Origin of the sequence: Nannocystis punicea, assembly GCF_026965555.1 — a bacterium.
Classification (GTDB): domain Bacteria; phylum Myxococcota_A; class Polyangia; order Nannocystales; family Nannocystaceae; genus Nannocystis; species Nannocystis punicea.
In genome coordinates, this window is record NZ_CP114040.1 from 7331826 (window position 1) to 7351319 (window position 19494).

Sequence of the window (19494 nt, forward strand, 5' to 3'; positions counted from 1 at the left end):
TGTGCTCCCATGTCCTTCGCGACATGCCCCATCGAGCATGTCCCGAAGACCGTGCTACCAGCGCTTCTTCCCCCCGCCCGCGACGACCGCGACGGACTCGACCGTCAGGTCGCGCAGCTTGTTCTGCTGGCAGTCGAGCACGCTCGCCACGTAGGCCTCCTCCTCCAGCGACTCCAGGTCCGGCTCGACGAGCAGGATGCAGGAGCCGTCCGGCTGCTCGCCGAACCGCACCGCCAGCTGCGGGCTCCGGCCGTACGGCTGGCCGACCGTGTTCGTCGCGTAGTCCAGGTCCCAGTAGCTGTCGATCTCGAAGGCCACCCCGTCGACCTCGCCCTCGGCCAGGACGGTGAAGCCGCCGCCGCGGGCCGGGCGCGTGTGGAACGACAGCTTCCCCTCGGCGAGGGTGACGTCGACGCGGTCGACCTCGACCTCCGTCGCCTCGCAGCGGGCGACCTGGGCTCGCCGCGGCGACTCACCGGGCGCGCTCCCGGGCACGAAGCCGATGACTTGCAGGTCTCCGTCGCGCTCGAGCGCCGCGACGGGCGCCAGCAAGAACTCGCGGGTGCCGGCCGGGTACGCCAGCTTCACGATCAGCAGCTCGCCGTGGGCCGTCGCCGCCTTCGGGTCGTCGACGTAGACGGCCGTCTCCCAGCCCTGCTTCGGGTCGAGGAAGCCCATCGAGCCCGGCACGCTGTCCGCCGCGAAGTAGACTGCGCCCTCGCCCTCGGTCCCGCGGACCTCGGGCCCGTCGGGCCCGGTCCGCAGCGTGAACGGCACCCACGCGTCGGCCATGACCTCCGCCTCGGCCGGCAGCGTAAACTCGCCGGCCTCGAGCCGCAGGACGCCGCGAAAGCGGAACAGCGCCTCCGACGTGGACGGCGTCACCAGGCACAGCTCGACGGACTCCGGGATCCGGAACACCCGCCCGCCGCTGTCGGTGTCGGAGCTCCCCTCGGCGCCGCACCCCGCGACCACGAGCGCGAGCAGCCAGGTCGCGGCGCGCCGCTTCGGCGCTGCGAATGAACCCCCACGATCGCTGGACGGCAGACAATGACCCATACCAGGCCACGATAGCCGGACCCGCCGCGCCCGTCCACCCCGAGCGCCGCCGCGCGAGGCGAGAGGCCTGCCCCCTGCACTAGACTACGAGCCGGCCTGCCCCATTGCACATGTCGGAGAGACCATGCCTCTTAAAACATGTTCTCTCCGACATGCCCTTTCAGACATGCCCCCGGGGACAGCCCTCAGAACGACCCGCGCAGGCTGAGCCCGACGAACCCGGGCGCCAGCGCCGGCGCGAACGCGGTCTTCGGCTGTGAGCGGCGCTTGAGCCCGACCACCAGCAGGGCCACGCCGGCGCCGGCGAGCAGCGGGGCCAGCACCGCGCCGGCGACGGTCATCGAGTTGGCCGCCTTGCCGCGGTCGAGCAGGTCCTGGCAGGCGGGCGACGGCATGCTGAGCACGCACATGTTGGCGGGGTCGTCGACCTGCGCCTCGAGCGACTTGCCGCGAGCGCCCCCGACCCCGGCGACCACCGCCGCGCCGACGCCGAGCCCGATCATCACCGCGCCGCCGGCCACCAGCCCCTTCCACGGCTTCGGCTCCGGCTGGTCGGTGACGGGCGGCGGCAGCTCCTCGGGCCCTTCGATCGGCGCCTCGACCTGCGGCGCCGCGGCGGCCGCCGCCGCCTCGGCCTCGGCCAGCCGTGCCTTGAAGTCGTCGCGCGCCGCCACGATCTTGGGGCTGATCGGCGTCTCGGTCCCGTACGCGCGGGTGAAGCCCTCGCAATACGCGTCGAGCGCCTGGGCCGCCTCGCGCAGCGCCTCCGGCCGCTTCTCGCCCTGCAGCCCGCGCGTGAACGCGTCGACCACGTACTCGTAGACCGCAGTGCGGTTGTCGCGATGCGCCGTCGTCTCCCGCAGGTTGGCGGCCGCCGCGATCCACGTGCGCGCCGCCTCGAGGTGCTGCCCGCGGTCGAACTCGGCCTGCCCCTCGTTGAACCCGGCCTCGAACGCCGCCAGCGCCTTCGAGTCCTCGGCGGGGGCCGCCAGCGCCGGCGGCGGCGCCAGCAACGCGAGCGCGGTGAGGAGAGACAGGACGCGGGAGGGACGCGTGGCGTGCTTCATGTCGTGGGGGGGAGGTGTCCGCAAGGACATGTCGGATCGGTCCGGTGAGCCGCGGCCCGAGGCCGAGGGGGGCGGCCCGGCTGGCCAGCACCTGCGCGGCCGACCTCGACGAGGGCGTGCTGCGGGTGGCGAGCGAAGCGGCGGCGCGGCATCCGGAAAAACCGGCGCGAGTGTACAACAACCCGGCCATCAGCCCCCGCCACGGCCCATCATCGGCGCCGGGGTCGCCTCGCTGCAAACCGGCGAGAAGTCGCCGCCGGAGACCCACATCACGGCCCGCCGTCGGGGAGGATCCCCGGACACCTGCACCCTCGCCGATCGATGCCGCGAGGCCATCCCGGCCGGCCGACGTTTTCGCCGCCAGCATCGCGCCAGACGCCGTTTCAGCGCAGATCCGCCCTCCCGGAGCAGGCGCGCCCGCCCACGCGTCGCTCCAGGACGGACTCCGTTCTAGCGTGCAGAACGGCGACGACTCGTGTAGGTAAGCGAGACCAGGCATGCCACTCGAGGCCCAGCAGGACGCGCTCGTCGGAACCGTGCTCGAAGGACGCTTCCAGGTCGAGCGTCTCCTCGGCGAAGGCGGCATGGGCCGCGTCTACGTGGCCGACGAGCTGCGCCTGCGTCGTCGCTGCGCCCTCAAGGTCCTGCTGCCCGAGCTCACCGAGGACAAGGCCTGCGTCGAGCGCTTCCTGCGTGAAGCCCAGGCGATCGCGCAGATCCACCACGAGCACGTCGTCGACATCTACCACCTCGGCGAGGACATGGACGCCAACGTGGTGTTCTTCGCCATGGAGCTCCTGGTCGGCAAGGACCTCGAGACGCGCCTGCTCGAGCGCAGCCGCAAGCCGGTCACCTGGCAGCAGGTCACGATCTGGATGGAGCAGGTCGCCAGCGCGATGTCTGCCGTGCACGCGGCCGGCATGATCCACCGCGACCTCAAGCCCTCGAACGTGTTCCTCACCGCTCGCCGCGGCGGCGAGCAGGTCAAGCTGCTCGACTTCGGCATCGCCAAGACCGCCAACCACGCCGCGCTGACCAGCACCGGCGCCGCTCTCGGCACGCCCTTCTACATGTCGCCGGAGCAGATCCTGGCGCAGGCCCTCGACTCGCGCACCGACATCTACTCGCTCGGCGTGCTGTTCTTCGAGGCGCTCGCCGGCCGCATGCCGTTCATCGGCGAGCCGATCCAGGTGGCGATGCAGCACTGCAACGTGCCGCCGCAGACCGTCCACGCCCTCAACCCCGACGCCGGCGTGCCGGCCGAGCTCGACGCCTACGTCCAGCGCATGCTGGCCAAGGACCGCGACGCTCGCCCGCAGACGATGGACGAGATCGAGGTCTTCCTCCACGACTTGCTGGCGGCCTACAGCGCCACCCCGCGGCCGAGCACCGGCCCGCTGCCGATCGCCGCCCCCGTGACCGGCGTCCCCGTGAGCGCCGGCCTCCAGGACTCCGCGCCCAATCACTTCGGCCCCGACTCCACCCTGCAGAGCACCCCGGGCCCCGCGGCGAAGACCGTGATCGCCGGCTCCACCCCGGCCTCGGGCCTGCCGCGCGTCGACACCCGCACCAGCCTCGACAACCAGCGCCCGCAGGCCGCCACCGTCGAGATCCACCTCGACGCCGGCGACGCAGTCCGCCCCGCCGCGCGCAACAAGCTGCTCGTGCCGGTGCTCGCCGGCGCCGCCGCGCTGGTCGCCCTGCTGGCCTTCGTCTTCAGCGGCGGCGAGGACCCGCCGGCCGAGCCGACCGTCCCCGTCGCCGCCCCGCCGCCGGCCAAGCTCGAGGTCGCGAAGCCGCCCGCGCCGCCGGTCAAGCCGCCCGACCCGCCCGTGCAGCCGAAGATCGAACCTGTCCCTTCGGACACCCCGGGCGACAGCGCCGGCGCCGACCCTGGCCCTTCGGACACCACCGGCGAGCCCAGGGTCGAGGACCCGAAGGGCAAGAAGAACCCGGTCGTCAAGACCGGCGACAAGGCCGGCGACAAGCCGCAGGACCCGATGGCCAAGCTGCGGCGCGCCGCCGACGGCTGCCGCAAGAAGCACAAGGCAGTCAAGGGCCCCAAGATCACCGTCGACTACGCCACCGGCAGCGACGGCTCGGTCACCCGCGCCGTGCCCTCGCAGCAGGACGCCCTCGGCAAGTGCCTCGCCGACGCCGTCAAGGCGACCAAGTTCGCGCCCCAGCTGAAGCTCGGCCTCAAGATCGACCTGTGAGCCCGCTGTCCTCCGGCCTGCGAGAAGGCGCCTGTCATGTCGACACGCTCGCGCGCTCCCGTCCTCGCCCGTGCGCTCGTCAGGTCGAGCCCGCTGCGTGCCGGTAGGCCAGGCGGCGCGACGACCCGCGGGGACACCGTCCCGACATGTCCGATGATCCATGTCCCAACGACCATGACCCCATGACCATGTCTCAAGGAGCATGACCGTGAAGACACCCCCCCTGTCCCTCGCGTCAACCCTCCTCCTCGCGGCCGCCTGCTTCAACCCGTCGGGCAGCGACCCGACCACCGGCACCACCGCCACCGGCGGCCCGGCCACGAGCGACGGCCCCGGCGGCCCCGGGTCCACGGCCAGCGGCGAGGGCGACACCCTCAGCAGCGGCGCGCCGACCTCCGGCGAGCCGGTCACCACCACCGCGGCCACCGGCGACACCTCGAGCGGCACCGGCACCACCGGCGAGCCCTGCGACGCCGACGTGTGCCCCTGCGACAGCGCGACCGAGTGCGCGGCCGGCCAGCAGTGCCTCGACGGCGCGTGCGTCGAGTGCATCGACAGCACCACCTGCAACGGCCGCGTGTGCGACCCGATCGCCCACGTCTGCCGCGACTGTCGCGAGCACTCCGAGTGCCCGAAGACCGCCTGCGAGCTCGACGACGGGGTCTGCTTCCCGGTCGTCGCCACCAGCCACGCCCACGTCGACCCCGGCCTCACCTGCGGCGATCAGCCCTGCACCGCCGACCAGCCGTGCTGCTCGATCGGCCAGGCGATGACCCAGTACATCGACGCCAGCCACCTCGTCGTCCACCTCGGCCCCGGGACCTACATGAGCGGCGTCAGGCTCGTCGAGGGCGGGCGCAAGGTCGCCGTCCTCGGCAGCGAGCTCACCGTCTTCGAGGTCAGCGGCGAACCGGCCGTCCGCCTCGGCGACGAGATGCAGGCCGACGCCATCGACAGCGAGCTCTACGTCGCGGACATCCGCATCGAGGGCGGGACGGGCGAGGCCGCGATCCGCTGCAAGTCCGCCGCCCAGCTGTGGCTCGACGACGTCCGGATCGAGAGCTACGTCGGCCGCGCCATCTCGACCTCCGAGTGCGTCGCCATGGTCCGCCGCAGCGAGCTCGCGCTCAACGTCCACGCCATCGCCATCGACCAGGGCAGCACGCTGCAGCTGGAGAACACCCTCGTCGCCCACTACAACATGGGCGCCGCGCTCGAGGTCGGCGTCACCAGCGGCGCGCACCTGCTCTACACCACCCTCGGCGACGCCACCCAGCACGCCGCCGGCCTGTTCGCCTGCGTCGACGGCACCGCCATGCTCAGCGCCCGCAACTCGGCCCTGCTCAGCCACGGCCTCGGCGGCACCTTCAGCTGCGCCTCCAGCTCGCTCCAGCTCACCGACTCCGTCGTCAGCGACTCGACGCTCGAGAACGTCGACACCAACGTCGCGGTCATCCAGCCGCAGCAGGTCGCGCCGCTGTTCCAGGGCTGGGGCGGCGGCGACCTGCACGTGCTCGGCGACGGCGGCCTCCTGGCCGGCAAGGCCCGCTGGAAGCAGGGCGACCCGGGGACCGACGTCGACGGCGATCCGCGACCGATGATGGACGGCGCGCCCGACGTCGCCGGCGGCGACCGTCCCCCGGGTTGAGCCCGTGACCTAACTCCGACCGGCCGACCGTCGCCGGCGCCCCGGCTCGCGGTCGACCGCGCCATCGCGCCCGCGCGCGCCGTCTATTGCCGCCCGGAGGTCATTCGCGCACCAGGCGCACATGCACTCGCATTGCAATTGCAGTCGGCTGACAACAGCGACTCGAGTGCGAGAGCGGTCCGCTCGCTTGACGGCCTCGGCCGGGATCTTTTAGTCGTTCGATCCCGGTGCCACGCGCTCGCGCCACGCTCTGCACCTGCCTCGCGGCGTGCCTGTGGGCCTCGCCGGGCCGGGCCGCGCCCGCGGTCGTCCCGCCGAGCCCCCGGACCCAGGTCGACGCCGTCTATCCGCTCGCCGAGGCGCGCAGCGAGACCGTCGCCGTCGAGCTCGCGGTCACCGTCGAGGTCGACGGGCGGGTCGGCGCGGTCGAGGTGCTGAAGAGCGGCGGCGCGGCCTTCGACGACGCCGCCGTGGCCGCCGTCCGGCAGTGGCGGTTCGAGCCGGCCCGCCGCGGCGCCGAGGCAGTGGCCGTCAAGATCCGCGTGCCCTTCAGCTTCGCCCCGCCGGCCCAGCCGGCCGAGGCCCCCGCGGCCGGCGGACCTGCCCCTTCGGCCAGCCCCGAGCAACCCGGTCCTGCGGCCAGCGAGCCTGCCCCTTCGACCAGCCCGGAACAACCTGCCCCTTCGACCAGCCAACCGGTCCCTTCGACCAGCCAACCGGCCCCTTCGACCAGCCAGCCGCCCGGCGCGCCACCTGCCCCTTCGGCCAGCCAGCCCGAGCCGGTGCTCGACGTCGCCGCGCGCAGCCGCCGGCCGCCGCCGCGGGCCGCCAGCGACTTCGTGGTCGAGCGCGACGTCCTGGCCGCCCCGCCGCGGCAGAGCGCCGCCGACATGCTGAGCAGCGCCCCCGGCGTCTACGTCGCGCGGGCCGAGGGCGAGGCCGTCGCTCACGAGATCACCCTGCGCGGCTTCAACGCCGCGCACGGCCAGGACATCGAGATCACCGCCGGCGCCCTGCCGCTCAACCAGGTCTCGCACCTGCACGGCCAGGGCTACGCCGACCTCAACTGGATCGTCCCCGAGACGGTGCGATCGATCCGCGTCACCGAGGGCGTCTACGACCCGCGGCAGGGCGACTTCGCGGTCGCCGGCAGCATCGACTTCGACCTCGCCGTCCCGCGCCGCGGCATCCAGCTGCGCAGCACCGGCGGCTCGTTCGCCACCTTCCGCCAGCTCGTCCTGTGGGCGCCCAAGGGCCAGGAGGACGAGACCTTCGCCGCCGCCGCCGTCCGCCGCACCCGCGGCTTCGGCATGAACCGCGGCGGCCTCTCGGGCATGGCCATGGGGCAGTTCGCCTTCTCGGCCGCGGGCGGCTGGCGCGGCAAGATCCACGTCGCCGCCTACGCCGCCCGGGCCGGGCTCGCCGGCGTCCTGCGCCGCGACGACGTCGCCGCCAGCGTCGTCGGCTTCTACGACAGCTACGGCGACCCCTCGGCCAACAGCCAGTCGGCCTCGGCCGCGCGCGGCCACCTCTCTCTCGAGCTCGAGCGTCGCGGCGAGCGCGGGGCCGTCACGCGCATGGCCGTGTGGACCGCCCTGGTCGACTTCCACAGCCGCGAGAACTTCACCGGCTACACCCAGCGCGGCGTCGTCATGCCCGAGTGGGTCGGCCGCGGCGACCTCATCGAGCAGCAGAACCGCGACTTCGGCGGCGGCATGCGCCTGTCCCATCGGACAGCCGGCTGGCGACCCGCCGCGTGGTTCAACGCCGCCCTCGAGGTCGGCGCCTCCGCCCGGATCCACAACATCCAGCAGGCGCAGAACCTGCTGCAGGCCCCGCAGAACGAGACCTGGGACCGGCGCGTCGACGCCACCGTCCTCGCCAGCGACGTCGGCCTCTACGGCGACCTCGACCTCCGCCTCGGCAAGCGCGTCCGCCTTCGCGGCGGCGGTCGGGCCGACGTCCTCCACTACGACATCGACGACCGCCTCGGCAACTTCATCGCCCCCTACCAGATCGAGAGCCACCTCGTCGGCCACCGCCGCACCGCCACCGGCGTGGCCGCCGGGCCGCGCGTCAGCCTCGAGGTCGCGCCTGTCCCCTGGGTCAGCCTGTTCGCCGCCTACGGCCAGGGCTACCGCTCGCCGCAGGCGCGCCAGCTCGACGAGGGCGAGCGGGCCCCGTTCGCCAAGGTCCACAGCACCGAGGGCGGCGTGCGCATGAGCCCCCTCGGCGGCCGCCTGCAGCTCAGCGCCGCCGGCTTCGCCACCTTCCTCTCGCAGGACCTCGCCTTCGACCCCGAGGAGGGCCGGCTCGAGAAGGTCGGCCCGACCCGCCGGGCCGGCGCCGCCGTCCAGCTCGTCGCCCGCCCGCTGCCGTGGCTGGTCACCTCCGGCAGCGTCACCTACGTCCACGCCGTCCTGCGCGCCCCGCCGCCCGCGACCGCCGAGAACCCGTCCCCGCCGTACGTCCCCGGCCAGCTGCTGCCCTACGTCCCGCCGGTGGTCGTGCGCGCCGACGTCGGCCTCGACAAGGACCTCGTCGAGCTCAAGGGCCGCCCGCTCGGCCTGCGCGTCGGCCTCGGCTACTCGTACCTGTCTCCGCGGCCATTGCCCTACGGACAGTTCGCCGACCCGGTCCACCTCCTCGACGCCAGCGCCGCGGTGCGCTGGTCGGTCGTCGAGGTCGGCGTCGAGGCCTTCAACCTGCTCGCGCGCCGCTGGGCCGCCACCGAGTACAACTTCGTCTCCGACTGGGGCACCCGCCCCGTCCCCTCCCTCCTGCCCGCGCGCCACTTCGCCGCCGGCCCCCCGCTCAGCGTCATGGGCACCCTCACCCTCCACTTCTAGCCGCCTGTCCCTTCACACCTGTCCCTTCGGACATCCACCGCTCTCGACCGCGCCCGTCGCACTCGCCGACTGTTCCGCCGCTCGAACTCTCCTCCCCACGCCATACCCGCCACGCCCATCACCGCCCCCGCCGCCTGTCCCTCATACCTGTCCCTTCGCACCGGTCCCTTCACCCATGTCCCTCCGACCAGCCATCCTCCTGCTGCTCTGCGCCGCCTGCGGCGCCACCGGCGAGCCGGCCTTCCAGGCCCCGCTGCGGGCGCGGGGGGCCGCCTCGGAGCTGACCGCGGGCGCCTGGACCGTGAGCCTCGCGCGCGCCGAGGTCGGCCTCGGCCCGCTCTACCTGTGCGCCACCGCGGCGGCCTCCTCCGAGCTGTGCGCCACCGCGGCCGCCGAGTACGCCGCCGTCGCGACCGTCGACCTCACCGACCCCGAGCCGCAGCCGCTCGGCGAGCTCGACGTCCTGCCCGGCCAGGTCCGCTCGGCCATGCTCGACTACGGCGTGACCTGGCTCAAGACGCAGGCCAAGCCGAAGGCCCAGGACGGCGCGCCCGGCGGCCGCGCGGCCCGGTTCGCCGGCATGGCTGTCTCTTCGGACATGTCCTTCGAGTTCACCGCCGACCTCGACGTCGCCCCCGTGCTCCGCGGCAGCCGCACCCTCGAGGGCCTGCGGATCGGCCCGTTCTCGCTCGACGAGGGCGGCGCGCTCGACGTCACGGTCGACGGCGCCGCCTGGTGGGCCGGCGTCGACTTCGACGCCCTCGCCGCGCTCGGCCCCGGCCCGCACGACCTCACCGCCCTCGCCGCCGCCGATCCGGCCTCCCCGGCCGCCGACGCCCTCGCCGCCGTCCGCTTCGCCATGATCGCAGTCCCCCCGCGGTTCGCCTGGACCGCCGAGCAATGATCCCATGACCCCGATCGACGCCCTCCAGCAGCTCTTCCTCCGCGCCGGCGCCGGCTGGGTGCTGTGGCTGCTCGGCCTGCTCTCGCTCGTCAGCGTCGCCCTCACCGTCGAGCGCTGGCTGGTCCTGCGCGCCCGCGGCGGCGACCTGCGCCTGCTCGCCGGCCGCGTCGGCGCCCTCCTGCACACCGGCGACCGCGACGGCGCCCTGCGCCTGCTCGCCGCCTCCCGCAGCGTCGCCGCGGCGATCGCCGCCGCCGGCCTGCGCCTCGCCGACCGCGGCCCCAAGGCCGCCGAGTACGCGATGCAGAGCGCCCTCGCGCTCGAGCGCGGCCAGCTCGAGCGCGGCCTTATCTTCCTCGGCACCCTCGGCAACAACGCCCCGTTCGTCGGCCTGCTCGGCACGGTCATCGGCGTCATCGCCGCCTTCGAGGAGCTCGGCCACGCCGCGCCCGGCCACGGCGGAGGCACCGGCGCCGCCTCCCAGGTCGCCTCCAACGCGGTCATGTCGAGCATCGCCGAGGCCCTGGTCGCCACCGCCGTCGGCCTCCTGGTGGCCCTCCCCGCCGTCGCCGCCTACAACGCCTTCCAGCGCCGGATCACCTCCCTGTGCCAGGGCAGCGAGGCCCTGACCAACCTCGTCCTCGCCTACATGGCCGATACGACAGGTCCCGAAGACCAGCCGGAGGCGCGCTGATGGCCGGCCACAGCTCCAGCGATCAGAACGGCCTCATCGTCGGCATCAACGTCACGCCGATGGTCGACGTCGTCCTGGTGCTGCTCATCATCTTCATCGTCACCGCCAAGATCATCGTCACCCCCGCGGTCGAGATGGACCTGCCGGAGGCCAGCACCGCCGGCGAGGTCCAGGTCGTGCTCTCGGTCATCGTCCCCGAGCGCGGCGCCACCCTCGTCGACGGCGAGCCGATCGCCGGCGAAGACGAACTGGTCGCCCGCGCCACCGCCGTGCGCGCCCGCAGCCCCCAGGTCCGCGCGGTCATCCACGCCGACGGCGAGGTCCCCCATCGCCGCGTGATCGCCACCATCGACGCCCTCCAGCGCGGCGGCGTCTACCGCGTCGCCTTCGCCACCCTGTCCCCTGCGCCGGGCCCCCAGGAGGCCGCGCCGTGACCTGCCCGCCCGCCTCGACACGCCACGCGCCCCCGAGGCCCGCGCGCCACCTGTCCCTCGGGCCGGCCGCGCCCGCAACTCACCTGTCCCTCGGGTCACCTTCCCACGCCTCCGCGCATCGCCGGTCCCTCGCCTCATCTTCTCTCGCCCCCGCGCACCGCCGGCCCCTCGCCTCATCTTCTCTCGCCCCCGCGCACCGCCGGCCCCTCGCCTCATCTTCCCGCGCCCTCGCGCGCCACCTGTCCCTCGGGACAGCCGTAAACCCGCCCGCGCATCGCCTGCCCCTCGGCTCATTTTCCCTCGCCCTCGCGCGCCACCTGTCCCTCGGGCTAGCCGTCAACCCGCCCGCGCATCGCCTCGGCCCATTTTCCCGCGCCCTCGCGCGCCACCTGTCCCTCGGGCCAGCCGTCAACCCACCCGCGCATCGCCTCGGCCCATTTTCCCGCGCCCTCGCGCGTCACATGTCCCTCGGGCCAGCCGTCAACCCGCCCCCGCACCGCCTGCCCCTCGGCTCATTTTCCCGCGCCCTCGCGCGTCACCTGCCCCTCGGGCCAGCCGTCAACCCGCCCCCGCACCGCCGGCCCCTCGCCTCATTTTCCCTCGCCCTCGCGCGCCACATGTCCCTCAGGACAGCCATAAACGCGCCCTCCCGTCACCTGTCAATCCAGCCGTTCGCCGAGACGCTCCCCCGTCACCTGTCCCTCGGGCCAGCCTCGCCCACGGAGGTCCGCGCGTGACCCGTCCGGGCATCGCCGCACAGGTGTTCGCCGCCGCCGCGCCGCCGGCCTCGCGGCGGCACCACGCGATCATCGTCGCAGTCCTCCTGCACCTCGGCGTCGCGGTCCTGATCTTGCGGGCCCAGCCGACGCTCGAGACCTGGAGCGCCACCATGGCCGCGCGCGTGCACGACGAGCTGACCCGCCTGCAGCTGGCCGACGTCGAGCGCACCGAGCCGCCCCCGCCCCCGCCCGAAGAGCCGCCCCCGCCCGAGCCCCCGCAGGCCGCCAGCGAGCCTGCGCCCGCCGTCGCCACCGCCCCGCCCGCCCCCGCGCGACCGGCCCGACCGACGCCCGCGCGCGCGGGTCGAGTCGTCGCCGCGCCCCCCGGAGCCCTCGACCTCACCGGCGACGTCGTCGTCGTCGGCAGCGCCAGCGCCTACGTCGGCGGCGCCACCAGCTCGACCGGCACCGGCACCAAACCTGTCCCGAACGCCAGCTCCCAGCCGGCCTCGCCCCCGGCCCCGGCCCCGACGAGCCCGCCTGCTCCGCCTCCGCCCGCCGACGATCGCTCGCGCCCGGTCGCCCTCGCCAGCGAGGAATGGAACTGCCCGTGGCCGGCCGAGGCCGAGGGCCTCGCGCTCGACGAGCAGATCGCAGTCATCCGCGTCCTCGTCGACGCCCGCGGCGTCGTCGAGTCGTCCGAGCTCGTCGCCGACCCGGGCGACGGCTTCGGCGCCGCCGCCCTCGCCTGCGCCCGCCGGACCCGCTTCACCCCCGCCCTGGACCGCGACGGCCGCCCAGTCCGCGCCCGCTCGCCCGCCATCCGCGTCCACTTCACGCGCAACCCCTGAGCTCTCTCCACGGCTTGCCTTCAGAACATGTCCGAAAGGACACTCTGAAACTCCGCCGATCCCGACCGCTCTCCCTTACGACCCATCCCGCCAGCGACATGTCCCCAAAGACATCCATGCCGTCCACGGCGGGTCGCCCTCGCGCCTGACCCTCGCCCATGCTCGCCCCGCAGCAGCCACCGCCGAAGCCGCGCCTCGCCCCGCTGGGTCTGGCGCTGCTGCTGCTCACCTGTCGTTCGGAGCGGGCCGGCGCCGACGACTGCGCGGTCATCCTCGACCGGATCGTCGCCCTCGAGCTCGCCGAGCAGGGCTACCGCGACCCCGAGCTGACGCGGCGCAAGCAGCAGGAGTTCGCGCGCCGATTCGCCCCCGAGCTGCAGCGCTGCGAGGGCCTCTCGCTCCCGCCGGGCGCGCGCGAGTGCATCGCGCGCGCCGCCTCGGCCGAGGAGATCAGCCACGTCTGCCTGCGCTGACGCGCGCTCGCGCGGGACCGCCTCGCCGCGCTCGTCCGCCCCGCGAAGTTCGCCTGTCCTTGCAGACAGGTCCCTGCGAACACCTCTGCGGCCCCCCGGCCCCACGCCCCTCGGTTGACAAGCCGATCCTGCGGGCAGCAGACTCGGATCGCCATGGGGAAGCTCGGAACCGCGCTCGTCGCCGCGCTCACGCTCGCCGCCTGCGGGACCGAGCCGGGTGACGAAAGCACCGCGACCGGCAGCACGACGACCACCGAAGCAGGCACGACGTCTGCGACCCCCGGCGAGCCCACCACCGCCGAGCCCACCACCGGCACCTCGACCGGCGACGCCTCGACCACGACCTCGACCACCGGCGTCGACGAGGCGCTGTGCGCCGACTACTGCGCCGACATCATGGCCCGTTGTACAGGCCCCGAGGCCCAGTACCCGAGCGCCGACAGCTGCGTGCGCGCCTGCACCAGCTTCCCCGCCGGCGCCCGCGGCGACGTCTCGGGCAACAGCTACGCCTGCCGCCGCTACCACATCGACGCCGCGGCCATGGACGCGCCGACCCACTGCGTCCACGCCGGCCCGGGCGGCGGCGGCGCGTGCGGCGACAATTGCGAGGGCTTCTGCGCCATCGCCGTGTCCGTCTGTCCCACCGAGCACCCGAGCGTCGACGCCTGCCTCGGCGCCTGCATGGGCTTCGTCGACGACGAGAAGTTCGACATCGGCGACGTCGCCGGCGACACCCTCGCCTGCCGCCTCTACCACCTCACAGTCGCCGCCGGCAGCGACGACGACGCCGCCGTCCACTGCCCGCACACGGTCCAGGCCTCCCCGCCCTGTATGTAAGGACATGTCCCTTCCACCATGTCGGTTCACCCCGCCACGCAAGGCCCACGCATGATCTCTCGCGCCCTCGTCCCCCTCCTCGGCACCCTCCTGTTCGCCGCCTGCTTCGACGACTCTCGCGGCGGCGACACCGGCTCGACCGCGGCCGACACCGTCATGACCACCTCCGCGACCCAGGTCAGCGGCGACGTCACGACGACAGCGACGACGACCACCACCACCACCACCACCGGCTGGACCACCGACGAGCCGACCTCCTCGACCTCGACCGGCGGCGTCGACCCGGTGACGAGCACCACCGACCCGACCACCGTCAGCACCTCCACCGGCGGCGACACGGACGCCGGCTGCCAGATGTACTGCGCGGCGATGATGGCCAGCTGCACCGGCACGAACGCCCAGTACCCGAGCAACGAGAGCTGCCTCGGCGCCTGCGGCGGCCTGCCGCCCGGCTCGCCGGGCGAGACCTCGGGCAACTCGCTGGCCTGCCGGGCCTATCACGCCGGCATGGCCTCGATCGATCCGGGCGTCCACTGCGTCCACGCCGGCCCGAGCGGCGCCGGCGCGTGCGGTCAGAACTGCGAGGGCTTCTGCGCCATCGCCACCTCGATCTGCCCGACCGAGCACCCGAGCCCTGGCGACTGCATGGCCACCTGCGCCAACTTCATGGACACCGAGCCGTACAACGCCGAGGACGCCGCCGGCAACACGCTCGCCTGCCGCCTCTATCACCTGACCATCGCCGCCACCGGCCCGGCCGAGGCCCAGGTCCACTGCGGCCACACGATCGAGGCCTCGCCGCCCTGCATGTGACCCGAGGGCCAGGTCTTCGGGGACATGCCCGAGCGGGCAGATAGCAAAGGGCATGTCCGGACGGACATGCCCTTCGAGTCATGCCGCCGGAGCAGCGGCCCTCAGCGCGCCGACGGCCAGGCGTCGGGCCCGGACGCCGGGGTGCGGCGCACGGGGTTGCGCGGCCGCTCGTAGCGCGAGCAGAACTTGTCCCACAGCGACACCACGCGGGTGACCTCGGGGTCGTTCATCCCCTGGGCCATGTCGCGCAGGTCGGCCTTGCCCTGCTCGCACTGCTGCCAGCCGTCGGCGTCGATCCACGCCCCCGCGACCGGCGCGGTGCCGATCGGCTGCGGCCGCGAGGCCATCAGCGCCAGCCGGTCGGCCCACGCGATCAGCAGCCGACCCTTGCGGATGTTGTAGGCCTCGCGCTCGATCTCCGCCAGCGAGAACGCCCGCTCCTCGACCATCTTCTGCCCCGACTCCGGGTCCTCGTACTCGATCGTCAGCATGATCTGGTCCTGCGGCCGCAGCTTCTTGCCGCGGGCCATGAGATCGGACAGGAACAGCTGCGAGGTGTTGGCGAAGTAGTGGATCGCCTGCACGTCCTCCTTCACCGCCGAGCTCTCCTCGCCGTAGAACACGTTCATGCGCAGCGACGGCGGCAGGTGCAGCTGGAAGTGGACGTCCATCGCCGTGGTCTCGAGCAGCGAGATGAAGCGCGGCCCGAACACCGCGTCGACCTCGGCCTCGGAGCCGAGGAACACGTAGGCCCCCTTGCCGCGCTCGGTCAGCTTGTCGAGCAGGGCGTCGTTGAACTCGGTGCCGACGCCGACGCCCGACAGGCGGATCTTCCGCTCGTCGTAGTACTTGGCGACCATCGCCATGGTCCGCGGGTCGGTGTTGCCGGTGTTGGCGAGCGCGTCGGTGACCAGCACCACGCGGTTGTTGTAGGTCGGCTGGTAGCCGCGGTCGGCCAGCTCGTAGCCGCGGGTCAGCCCCGCGTGCACGTCGGTCGACCCGCGCGGCATCATCTTGTCGATCGCCCGCTCGAGCGCCTCCGGCTTGTCGCGCCCGACCACGTAGTTTTCGACCGGCACGCACACCTCGTGGTCGAACAGCACCACGTTGACGAGGTCGCCGGTCTTGAGCTCGCCGATCATCTTCCGCATGCCGCGCTTGAGGTAGTCCATGCGGCCCTCGTCGCTCATCGAGCCCGAGCGGTCGACCACGAACGTCAGGTTGCCGTTGCGCCGCGCCTGCTTGTCGACCGGGCGCCCGCGGATCGCCAGCGCCAGGTTGTAGATGCCGTCCTGCTTTGGATCCTTGGCGATCTCGGGCAGCACCGAGAAGTCGTCGGTCGGCGCCACCTCGGCCGTCTCGAACGAGAAGTAATTGAGCAGCTCGTGCGGCCGGATGTGCTCGAGCGGCACCGGCAGGAACTTGTCGATGGCGAAGATCACCCGCTGCGCCGACGACAGGCTCATCGTGTCGTCGTTCGACAGGTACGTCGCCTGCCCCCAGTCGCTGTACTGCTCGACGTCGTCGACCTGCTGGACCGGCTCGTACGCAACGCTCTCGTCCGCCGCGTCGCCGCGGGCCACCTCGGCCTCCTCCATCGCCGGCGCGCTCGCGGCCGGGGCCTGCTCGGCCGCCTTGTCACGCGCGCGGCCGCTGTCCTTCTTCTGCTTCTCGGCCTTGCGCTCGGCCGGCGGCGTCCGGGGCCCCGCCGCGGCCTCGCCGTCCCCGGCCTGGGCGTTCGCCGACTTCGACGTCGTCACCGGCGGCGGCGGCGGCGAGCCCTGCGGGGCCGCACCGCCGGCATCGAACCCGCTGTTGCCGCGACCGAACGACCCTCCGCCGCCCTTGCCGAGCGTCCCGGCCGTCGGGGTGGTCTGGATCGGCGACGGCGCGGGCGGAGGCGACGGCTTGGCCGAGCCGCCCCCGCTGTAGGTCACCTGCTTGTACTTCGGCGGCGCCGGCTTCTTGGTCGGCTTGGCGAGCGACCCACCGGTCGCCACCGCCCCGCCGCTCGCCCCGTAGCACTGGTCGATCCGCGACACCATCTTCGGCAGCGCCGCCAGGTTCGGCGGCGGCGCGTCACCGCGGCTGCGCGGCGGGTGCGGACGCGGCGAGAACGTGTGCGGCGGCGCCTCGTAGGCCACGTCCCCTTGCCCGTGCGCCAGCATCACGTTGTCGTTGCCGCCCGGGGTCACGGTGCCGATGGGGGTGACCGAGCTCGAGCGGCACTGCGTCAGCGCGAGCGGGGTCGCCAGGAGGATCCACTTCATCCACGGGTTCATGCGCGTCTCCTTGGGCCGGGGCACGGGCCAGCTTGACAGCCTCGTGCCCCGGCGTGCAGCCCCACAACGCCGCCGCCCCGCCCGCGCTGACACCCCGCGAGCGCGCCCCTGCGGGCCTCGGCCGGGGCGGATCCGCCCGAGCTCGCGCGCTGCTCCGTCGAGGCCGACAATCACATGTCCCAAAAGACAGCTCGTCTCGCCGGCGCGGAACGCCCGACAAACTCACCGTCGCCCGCCGCAGCCCCCTGGCGTCCCGGCCGGGCTCGTGCGTACCATCCGAGGCTGCTGCGCTCATGCTCGGGTCGACCTCCGCGCTGCTCCTCCTGTCGCTGGCCGGACCGCCCGCGATCGAGTGGCGCGCCCCCGAGGGCTGTCCGACCCGCGACGACGTCCTCGACGCCCTGGCCGCGCTCACGCGTCCGCCGGACCTCGAGGGCGTGCGCGTGCGCGGCGTCGTCCGCCGGGTCGCCGGGCGCTACGAGCTGCGGCTCGACATCCACACCCGCCGCCTCACCCAGCGCCGGGTCGAGCGCGCCGACGCCTGCGAGTCGCTCGACGGCGCCGCCGCCCTGATCATCGCCATCGCCATCGACCCGCTCGAGTTCGCCAACCAGCTCGCGCCTCCGCCCCCCGAGCCGACGCCCGAGCCCGAGCCCGAGCCTGCGCCCCCGGTCCCGCCGCCGCCCGAGATCGTCGAGCCTGCCCCCGTCGGCCCCGAGCCCAAGCCCGCCGCCGATCCCCCGCCTCCGCCCACGCCCGAGCCCACGCCCACGCGCCCCCCCCTGCCCCCGCGCTCACGCGACCTCAGCGTGCTCGTCCGCGTCGACGGGGCGATCGACGCCGGTGCCACGCCCACGATCGCCGGCGACGTCGGCGGGGCGCTCGGCATCCTCTGGCGTCGCCTCCGGATGGAAGCCGTCGGCCATTACATGCCGCCGCGCCCCCTGACCTTCGGGGCCGAGGACGCCCGGGTCGGCACGGTCGCCCGCTGGGCGCTCGGGGTCCGCGGTTGCGGTCGGTTCATCCGCGGCGTCCTCGAGATCCCGGTGTGCCTCGGCCTCGAGGCGGGTCAGTTACTCGCCGAGGGCGCGGGCATCACCGTCGATCCGAGGCGAGCCCGCCCGCCCTGGTTCGCCGCCTCGCTCGGCCTCGGCCTCGTGTGGTCGCCGCACCCGCGTGTCGGCCTCGGAGTCCGCACGGACTTCCTGGTCACCCCGCTGCGCGCCCCCTTCACCGTCAGCGACGAGCTCGTGTTCATCACCCAGCCGGTCGGCGTTCGCTTCGCGGGCGGCCTCGAGATTCGTCTCGGTCCCGGCGCGCGACGAGACGGATCCAAGCCGGCCCGGCCAAAGAAATAAGTGACTGCCGTGCTGAAGGTTCAGCCATCCACACCCGGCCCCGAGGAGCACGCGCAGCGCGGGTTCGTCACCGTGTACTACGCTTACTTCGACCTCGTCTGGCGGATCCTTCGCCGCCTCGGGGTCCCTTATGACCAGCTCGAGGACGCCGCCCAGGACGTGTTCCTCGTGCTCCACCGCCGCCTCCCGGGCCTAGATCCGCAGATCTCCCTGCGGAGCTGGCTGTTCGGCACCGCGCGGCGGGTCGCCAGCGATTTCCGCCGCGGCCTGCGGCGCCATGAGCGCCGGATCCAGGCGTTCGCAGTCGTCCACACCCATCAACCGCGAGAGCGCGTCGCCGAGCGCGCCGAGGCCGCCGACTTCGTGCAGCGCTTCCTCGACACCCTCGACCAGGACAAGCGCATGGTCTTCATCCTCGCCGACCTCGAGGGCTTCACGGCGCCGGAGATCTCCCAGGCCCTCGACGTCAAATTGAACACCGTTTATTCGCGTCTGCGGGCCGCTCGGGCCGAGTTCGAGCGCGCCATCGCCGAGACCGAACGAGCGGATGGGAGGCAAGCAGCATGGAACCGCTGAGTTCGGAGGCGCGGGCGCGCCTGGCCGCATTCCGCAGCACCGAGTCGCCCGACCGCGCGATCGCCGACCGAGTGCTCTCGGCGCTCGAGCAACGCCTCGACGAGGGCGGCAGCGACGACCTCGACGACGAGGCCCCGCAACGCTCGCGCCTCGCCCCGCGCGTGTTCGCCGGCTTCGCTCTGGCCGCCGGCGTCCTCTTGGCCTTGACCTGGGCCGTCACGCGCGGCGGAGAGGCGCCGCAGGACCACGTCGCCGCCCCTTACCAGGTCCAGGGCGACGACGCCTCGCACACCGCCGAATCCGTCCATCGCCCCGGTCCGGCCCCTGCACCCGAGACCGCGCCCGAGGTCGTCGCCGACGACGTCCCGGTCGCCGACAAACCTGCCTCTTCGGACAGCTCCAAGGGTCGCCGCCCTGCACGTGAGGACACCGTCGCCGCCGAGGTCGACCTGCTGCGGCGGGCCAAGCTGGGCGCGCCCGATGAGCGGCTGCAGCTGATCGAAGAGCACGCGCGGCGCTTCCCCAGCGGCATCCTGGCCGCCGAGCGCGGCCTCCTGGAGATCGAAGCGCGCTGCGCCCTCGGGCAGCGCGACGTCGCGCGTGAGCTGGCGGCCAGCTACCCGCGACGATTCCCGGGCTCGCCTCTGGTCGACCGGGCGGCCACCCTTTGTACTGGATCGGCCGCGCAGCCCTGACCCCCCGCGGCGGGTGAGA

The 19494-nt window shown here is 73.6% G+C and carries 16 protein-coding genes; 13 read left to right on the forward strand and 3 right to left on the reverse strand.

Going from position 1 to position 19494, the window contains the following annotated elements:
• Positions 1–54: 54 nt before the first annotated feature.
• Positions 55–975: a hypothetical protein gene (locus O0S08_RS28210; RefSeq protein WP_269032430.1), complete on the reverse strand. Its 921-nt coding sequence runs from the start codon at positions 973–975 to the stop codon at positions 55–57.
• Between the two features lie 269 nt (positions 976–1244).
• Entirely contained in the window at positions 1245–2126 is an 882-nt protein-coding gene (locus O0S08_RS28215) for a hypothetical protein (RefSeq protein WP_269032431.1), read from the reverse strand.
• A 497-nt stretch (positions 2127–2623) separates the two neighbouring features.
• On the opposite strand from O0S08_RS28215, the gene O0S08_RS28220 reads away from it, so the two are divergent.
• From O0S08_RS28220 to O0S08_RS28265, 10 genes are all read left to right on the forward strand, one after another.
• On the forward strand, positions 2624–4342 hold the full coding sequence (locus O0S08_RS28220) for a serine/threonine-protein kinase (RefSeq protein WP_269032432.1): 1719 nt from the start codon (positions 2624–2626) through the stop codon (positions 4340–4342).
• Positions 4343–4550: 208 nt separating this feature from the next.
• Positions 4551–5990: a hypothetical protein gene (locus O0S08_RS28225; protein ID WP_269032433.1), complete on the forward strand. Its 1440-nt coding sequence runs from the start codon at positions 4551–4553 to the stop codon at positions 5988–5990.
• 227 nt (positions 5991–6217) lie between these two features.
• Complete coding sequence (locus O0S08_RS28230; RefSeq protein WP_269032434.1) at positions 6218–8839, forward strand: TonB-dependent receptor domain-containing protein; 2622 nt, start codon at positions 6218–6220, stop codon at positions 8837–8839.
• A gap of 175 nt (positions 8840–9014) precedes the next feature.
• Positions 9015–9743, forward strand: a complete 729-nt coding sequence (locus O0S08_RS28235) for a hypothetical protein (RefSeq protein WP_269032435.1) — start codon at positions 9015–9017, stop codon at positions 9741–9743.
• A 4-nt stretch (positions 9744–9747) separates the two neighbouring features.
• On the forward strand, positions 9748–10437 hold the full coding sequence (locus tag O0S08_RS28240) for a MotA/TolQ/ExbB proton channel family protein (RefSeq protein ID WP_269032436.1): 690 nt from the start codon (positions 9748–9750) through the stop codon (positions 10435–10437).
• On the forward strand, positions 10437–10871 hold the full coding sequence (locus O0S08_RS28245) for an ExbD/TolR family protein (RefSeq protein WP_269032437.1): 435 nt from the start codon (positions 10437–10439) through the stop codon (positions 10869–10871). The genes O0S08_RS28240 and O0S08_RS28245 overlap by 1 nt, the downstream gene beginning before the upstream one ends.
• 733 nt (positions 10872–11604) lie before the next feature.
• Positions 11605–12441, forward strand: a complete 837-nt coding sequence (locus O0S08_RS28250; protein ID WP_269032438.1) for an energy transducer TonB — start codon at positions 11605–11607, stop codon at positions 12439–12441.
• Between the two features lie 158 nt (positions 12442–12599).
• Positions 12600–12914, forward strand: coding sequence for a hypothetical protein (locus tag O0S08_RS28255; protein WP_269032439.1), 315 nt, complete (start codon positions 12600–12602; stop codon positions 12912–12914).
• A 153-nt stretch (positions 12915–13067) separates the two neighbouring features.
• Complete coding sequence (locus tag O0S08_RS28260; RefSeq protein ID WP_269032440.1) at positions 13068–13751, forward strand: hypothetical protein; 684 nt, start codon at positions 13068–13070, stop codon at positions 13749–13751.
• 51 nt (positions 13752–13802) lie between these two features.
• Positions 13803–14564, forward strand: coding sequence for a hypothetical protein (locus O0S08_RS28265; protein WP_269032441.1), 762 nt, complete (start codon positions 13803–13805; stop codon positions 14562–14564).
• A gap of 101 nt (positions 14565–14665) precedes the next feature.
• Here O0S08_RS28265 and O0S08_RS28270 read toward each other — a convergent pair whose 3' ends face one another.
• Positions 14666–16846 (reverse strand): vWA domain-containing protein, encoded by a 2181-nt coding sequence (locus O0S08_RS28270; RefSeq protein ID WP_269032442.1) that lies wholly within the window; start codon positions 16844–16846, stop codon positions 14666–14668.
• A 293-nt stretch (positions 16847–17139) separates the two neighbouring features.
• Here O0S08_RS28270 and O0S08_RS28275 point away from each other — a divergent pair, with 293 nt between their 5' ends.
• From O0S08_RS28275 to O0S08_RS28285, 3 genes are read left to right on the forward strand one after another with little or no spacing between them, the layout of a single operon-like run.
• Positions 17140–18204, forward strand: coding sequence for a hypothetical protein (locus O0S08_RS28275; protein WP_269032443.1), 1065 nt, complete (start codon positions 17140–17142; stop codon positions 18202–18204).
• Between the two features lie 9 nt (positions 18205–18213).
• Entirely contained in the window at positions 18214–18780 is a 567-nt protein-coding gene (locus O0S08_RS28280; protein WP_269032444.1) for an RNA polymerase sigma factor, read from the forward strand.
• Positions 18768–19475, forward strand: coding sequence for a hypothetical protein (locus O0S08_RS28285; protein ID WP_269032445.1), 708 nt, complete (start codon positions 18768–18770; stop codon positions 19473–19475). Before O0S08_RS28280 ends, O0S08_RS28285 begins: the two co-directional genes overlap by 13 nt.
• The last annotated feature ends 19 nt before the right edge of the window (positions 19476–19494 follow it).

Excerpts from the sequence above, each read along its gene's own strand:
- O0S08_RS28215 (WP_269032431.1), bottom strand. The coding sequence starts at position 2,126 with ATGAAGCACGCCACGCGTCCCTCCCGCGTCCTGTCTCTCCTCACCGCG.
- O0S08_RS28220 (WP_269032432.1), top strand. The coding sequence starts at position 2,624 with ATGCCACTCGAGGCCCAGCAGGACGCGCTCGTCGGAACCGTGCTCGAA.
- O0S08_RS28235 (WP_269032435.1), top strand. The coding sequence starts at position 9,015 with ATGTCCCTCCGACCAGCCATCCTCCTGCTGCTCTGCGCCGCCTGCGGC.
- O0S08_RS28240 (WP_269032436.1), top strand. The coding sequence starts at position 9,748 with ATGACCCCGATCGACGCCCTCCAGCAGCTCTTCCTCCGCGCCGGCGCC.
- O0S08_RS28245 (WP_269032437.1), top strand. The coding sequence starts at position 10,437 with ATGGCCGGCCACAGCTCCAGCGATCAGAACGGCCTCATCGTCGGCATC.
- O0S08_RS28255 (WP_269032439.1), top strand. The coding sequence starts at position 12,600 with ATGCTCGCCCCGCAGCAGCCACCGCCGAAGCCGCGCCTCGCCCCGCTG.
- O0S08_RS28260 (WP_269032440.1), top strand. The coding sequence starts at position 13,068 with ATGGGGAAGCTCGGAACCGCGCTCGTCGCCGCGCTCACGCTCGCCGCC.
- O0S08_RS28265 (WP_269032441.1), top strand. The coding sequence starts at position 13,803 with ATGATCTCTCGCGCCCTCGTCCCCCTCCTCGGCACCCTCCTGTTCGCC.
- O0S08_RS28270 (WP_269032442.1), bottom strand. The coding sequence starts at position 16,846 with ATGAACCCGTGGATGAAGTGGATCCTCCTGGCGACCCCGCTCGCGCTG.
- O0S08_RS28275 (WP_269032443.1), top strand. The coding sequence starts at position 17,140 with ATGCTCGGGTCGACCTCCGCGCTGCTCCTCCTGTCGCTGGCCGGACCG.
- O0S08_RS28285 (WP_269032445.1), top strand. The coding sequence starts at position 18,768 with ATGGAACCGCTGAGTTCGGAGGCGCGGGCGCGCCTGGCCGCATTCCGC.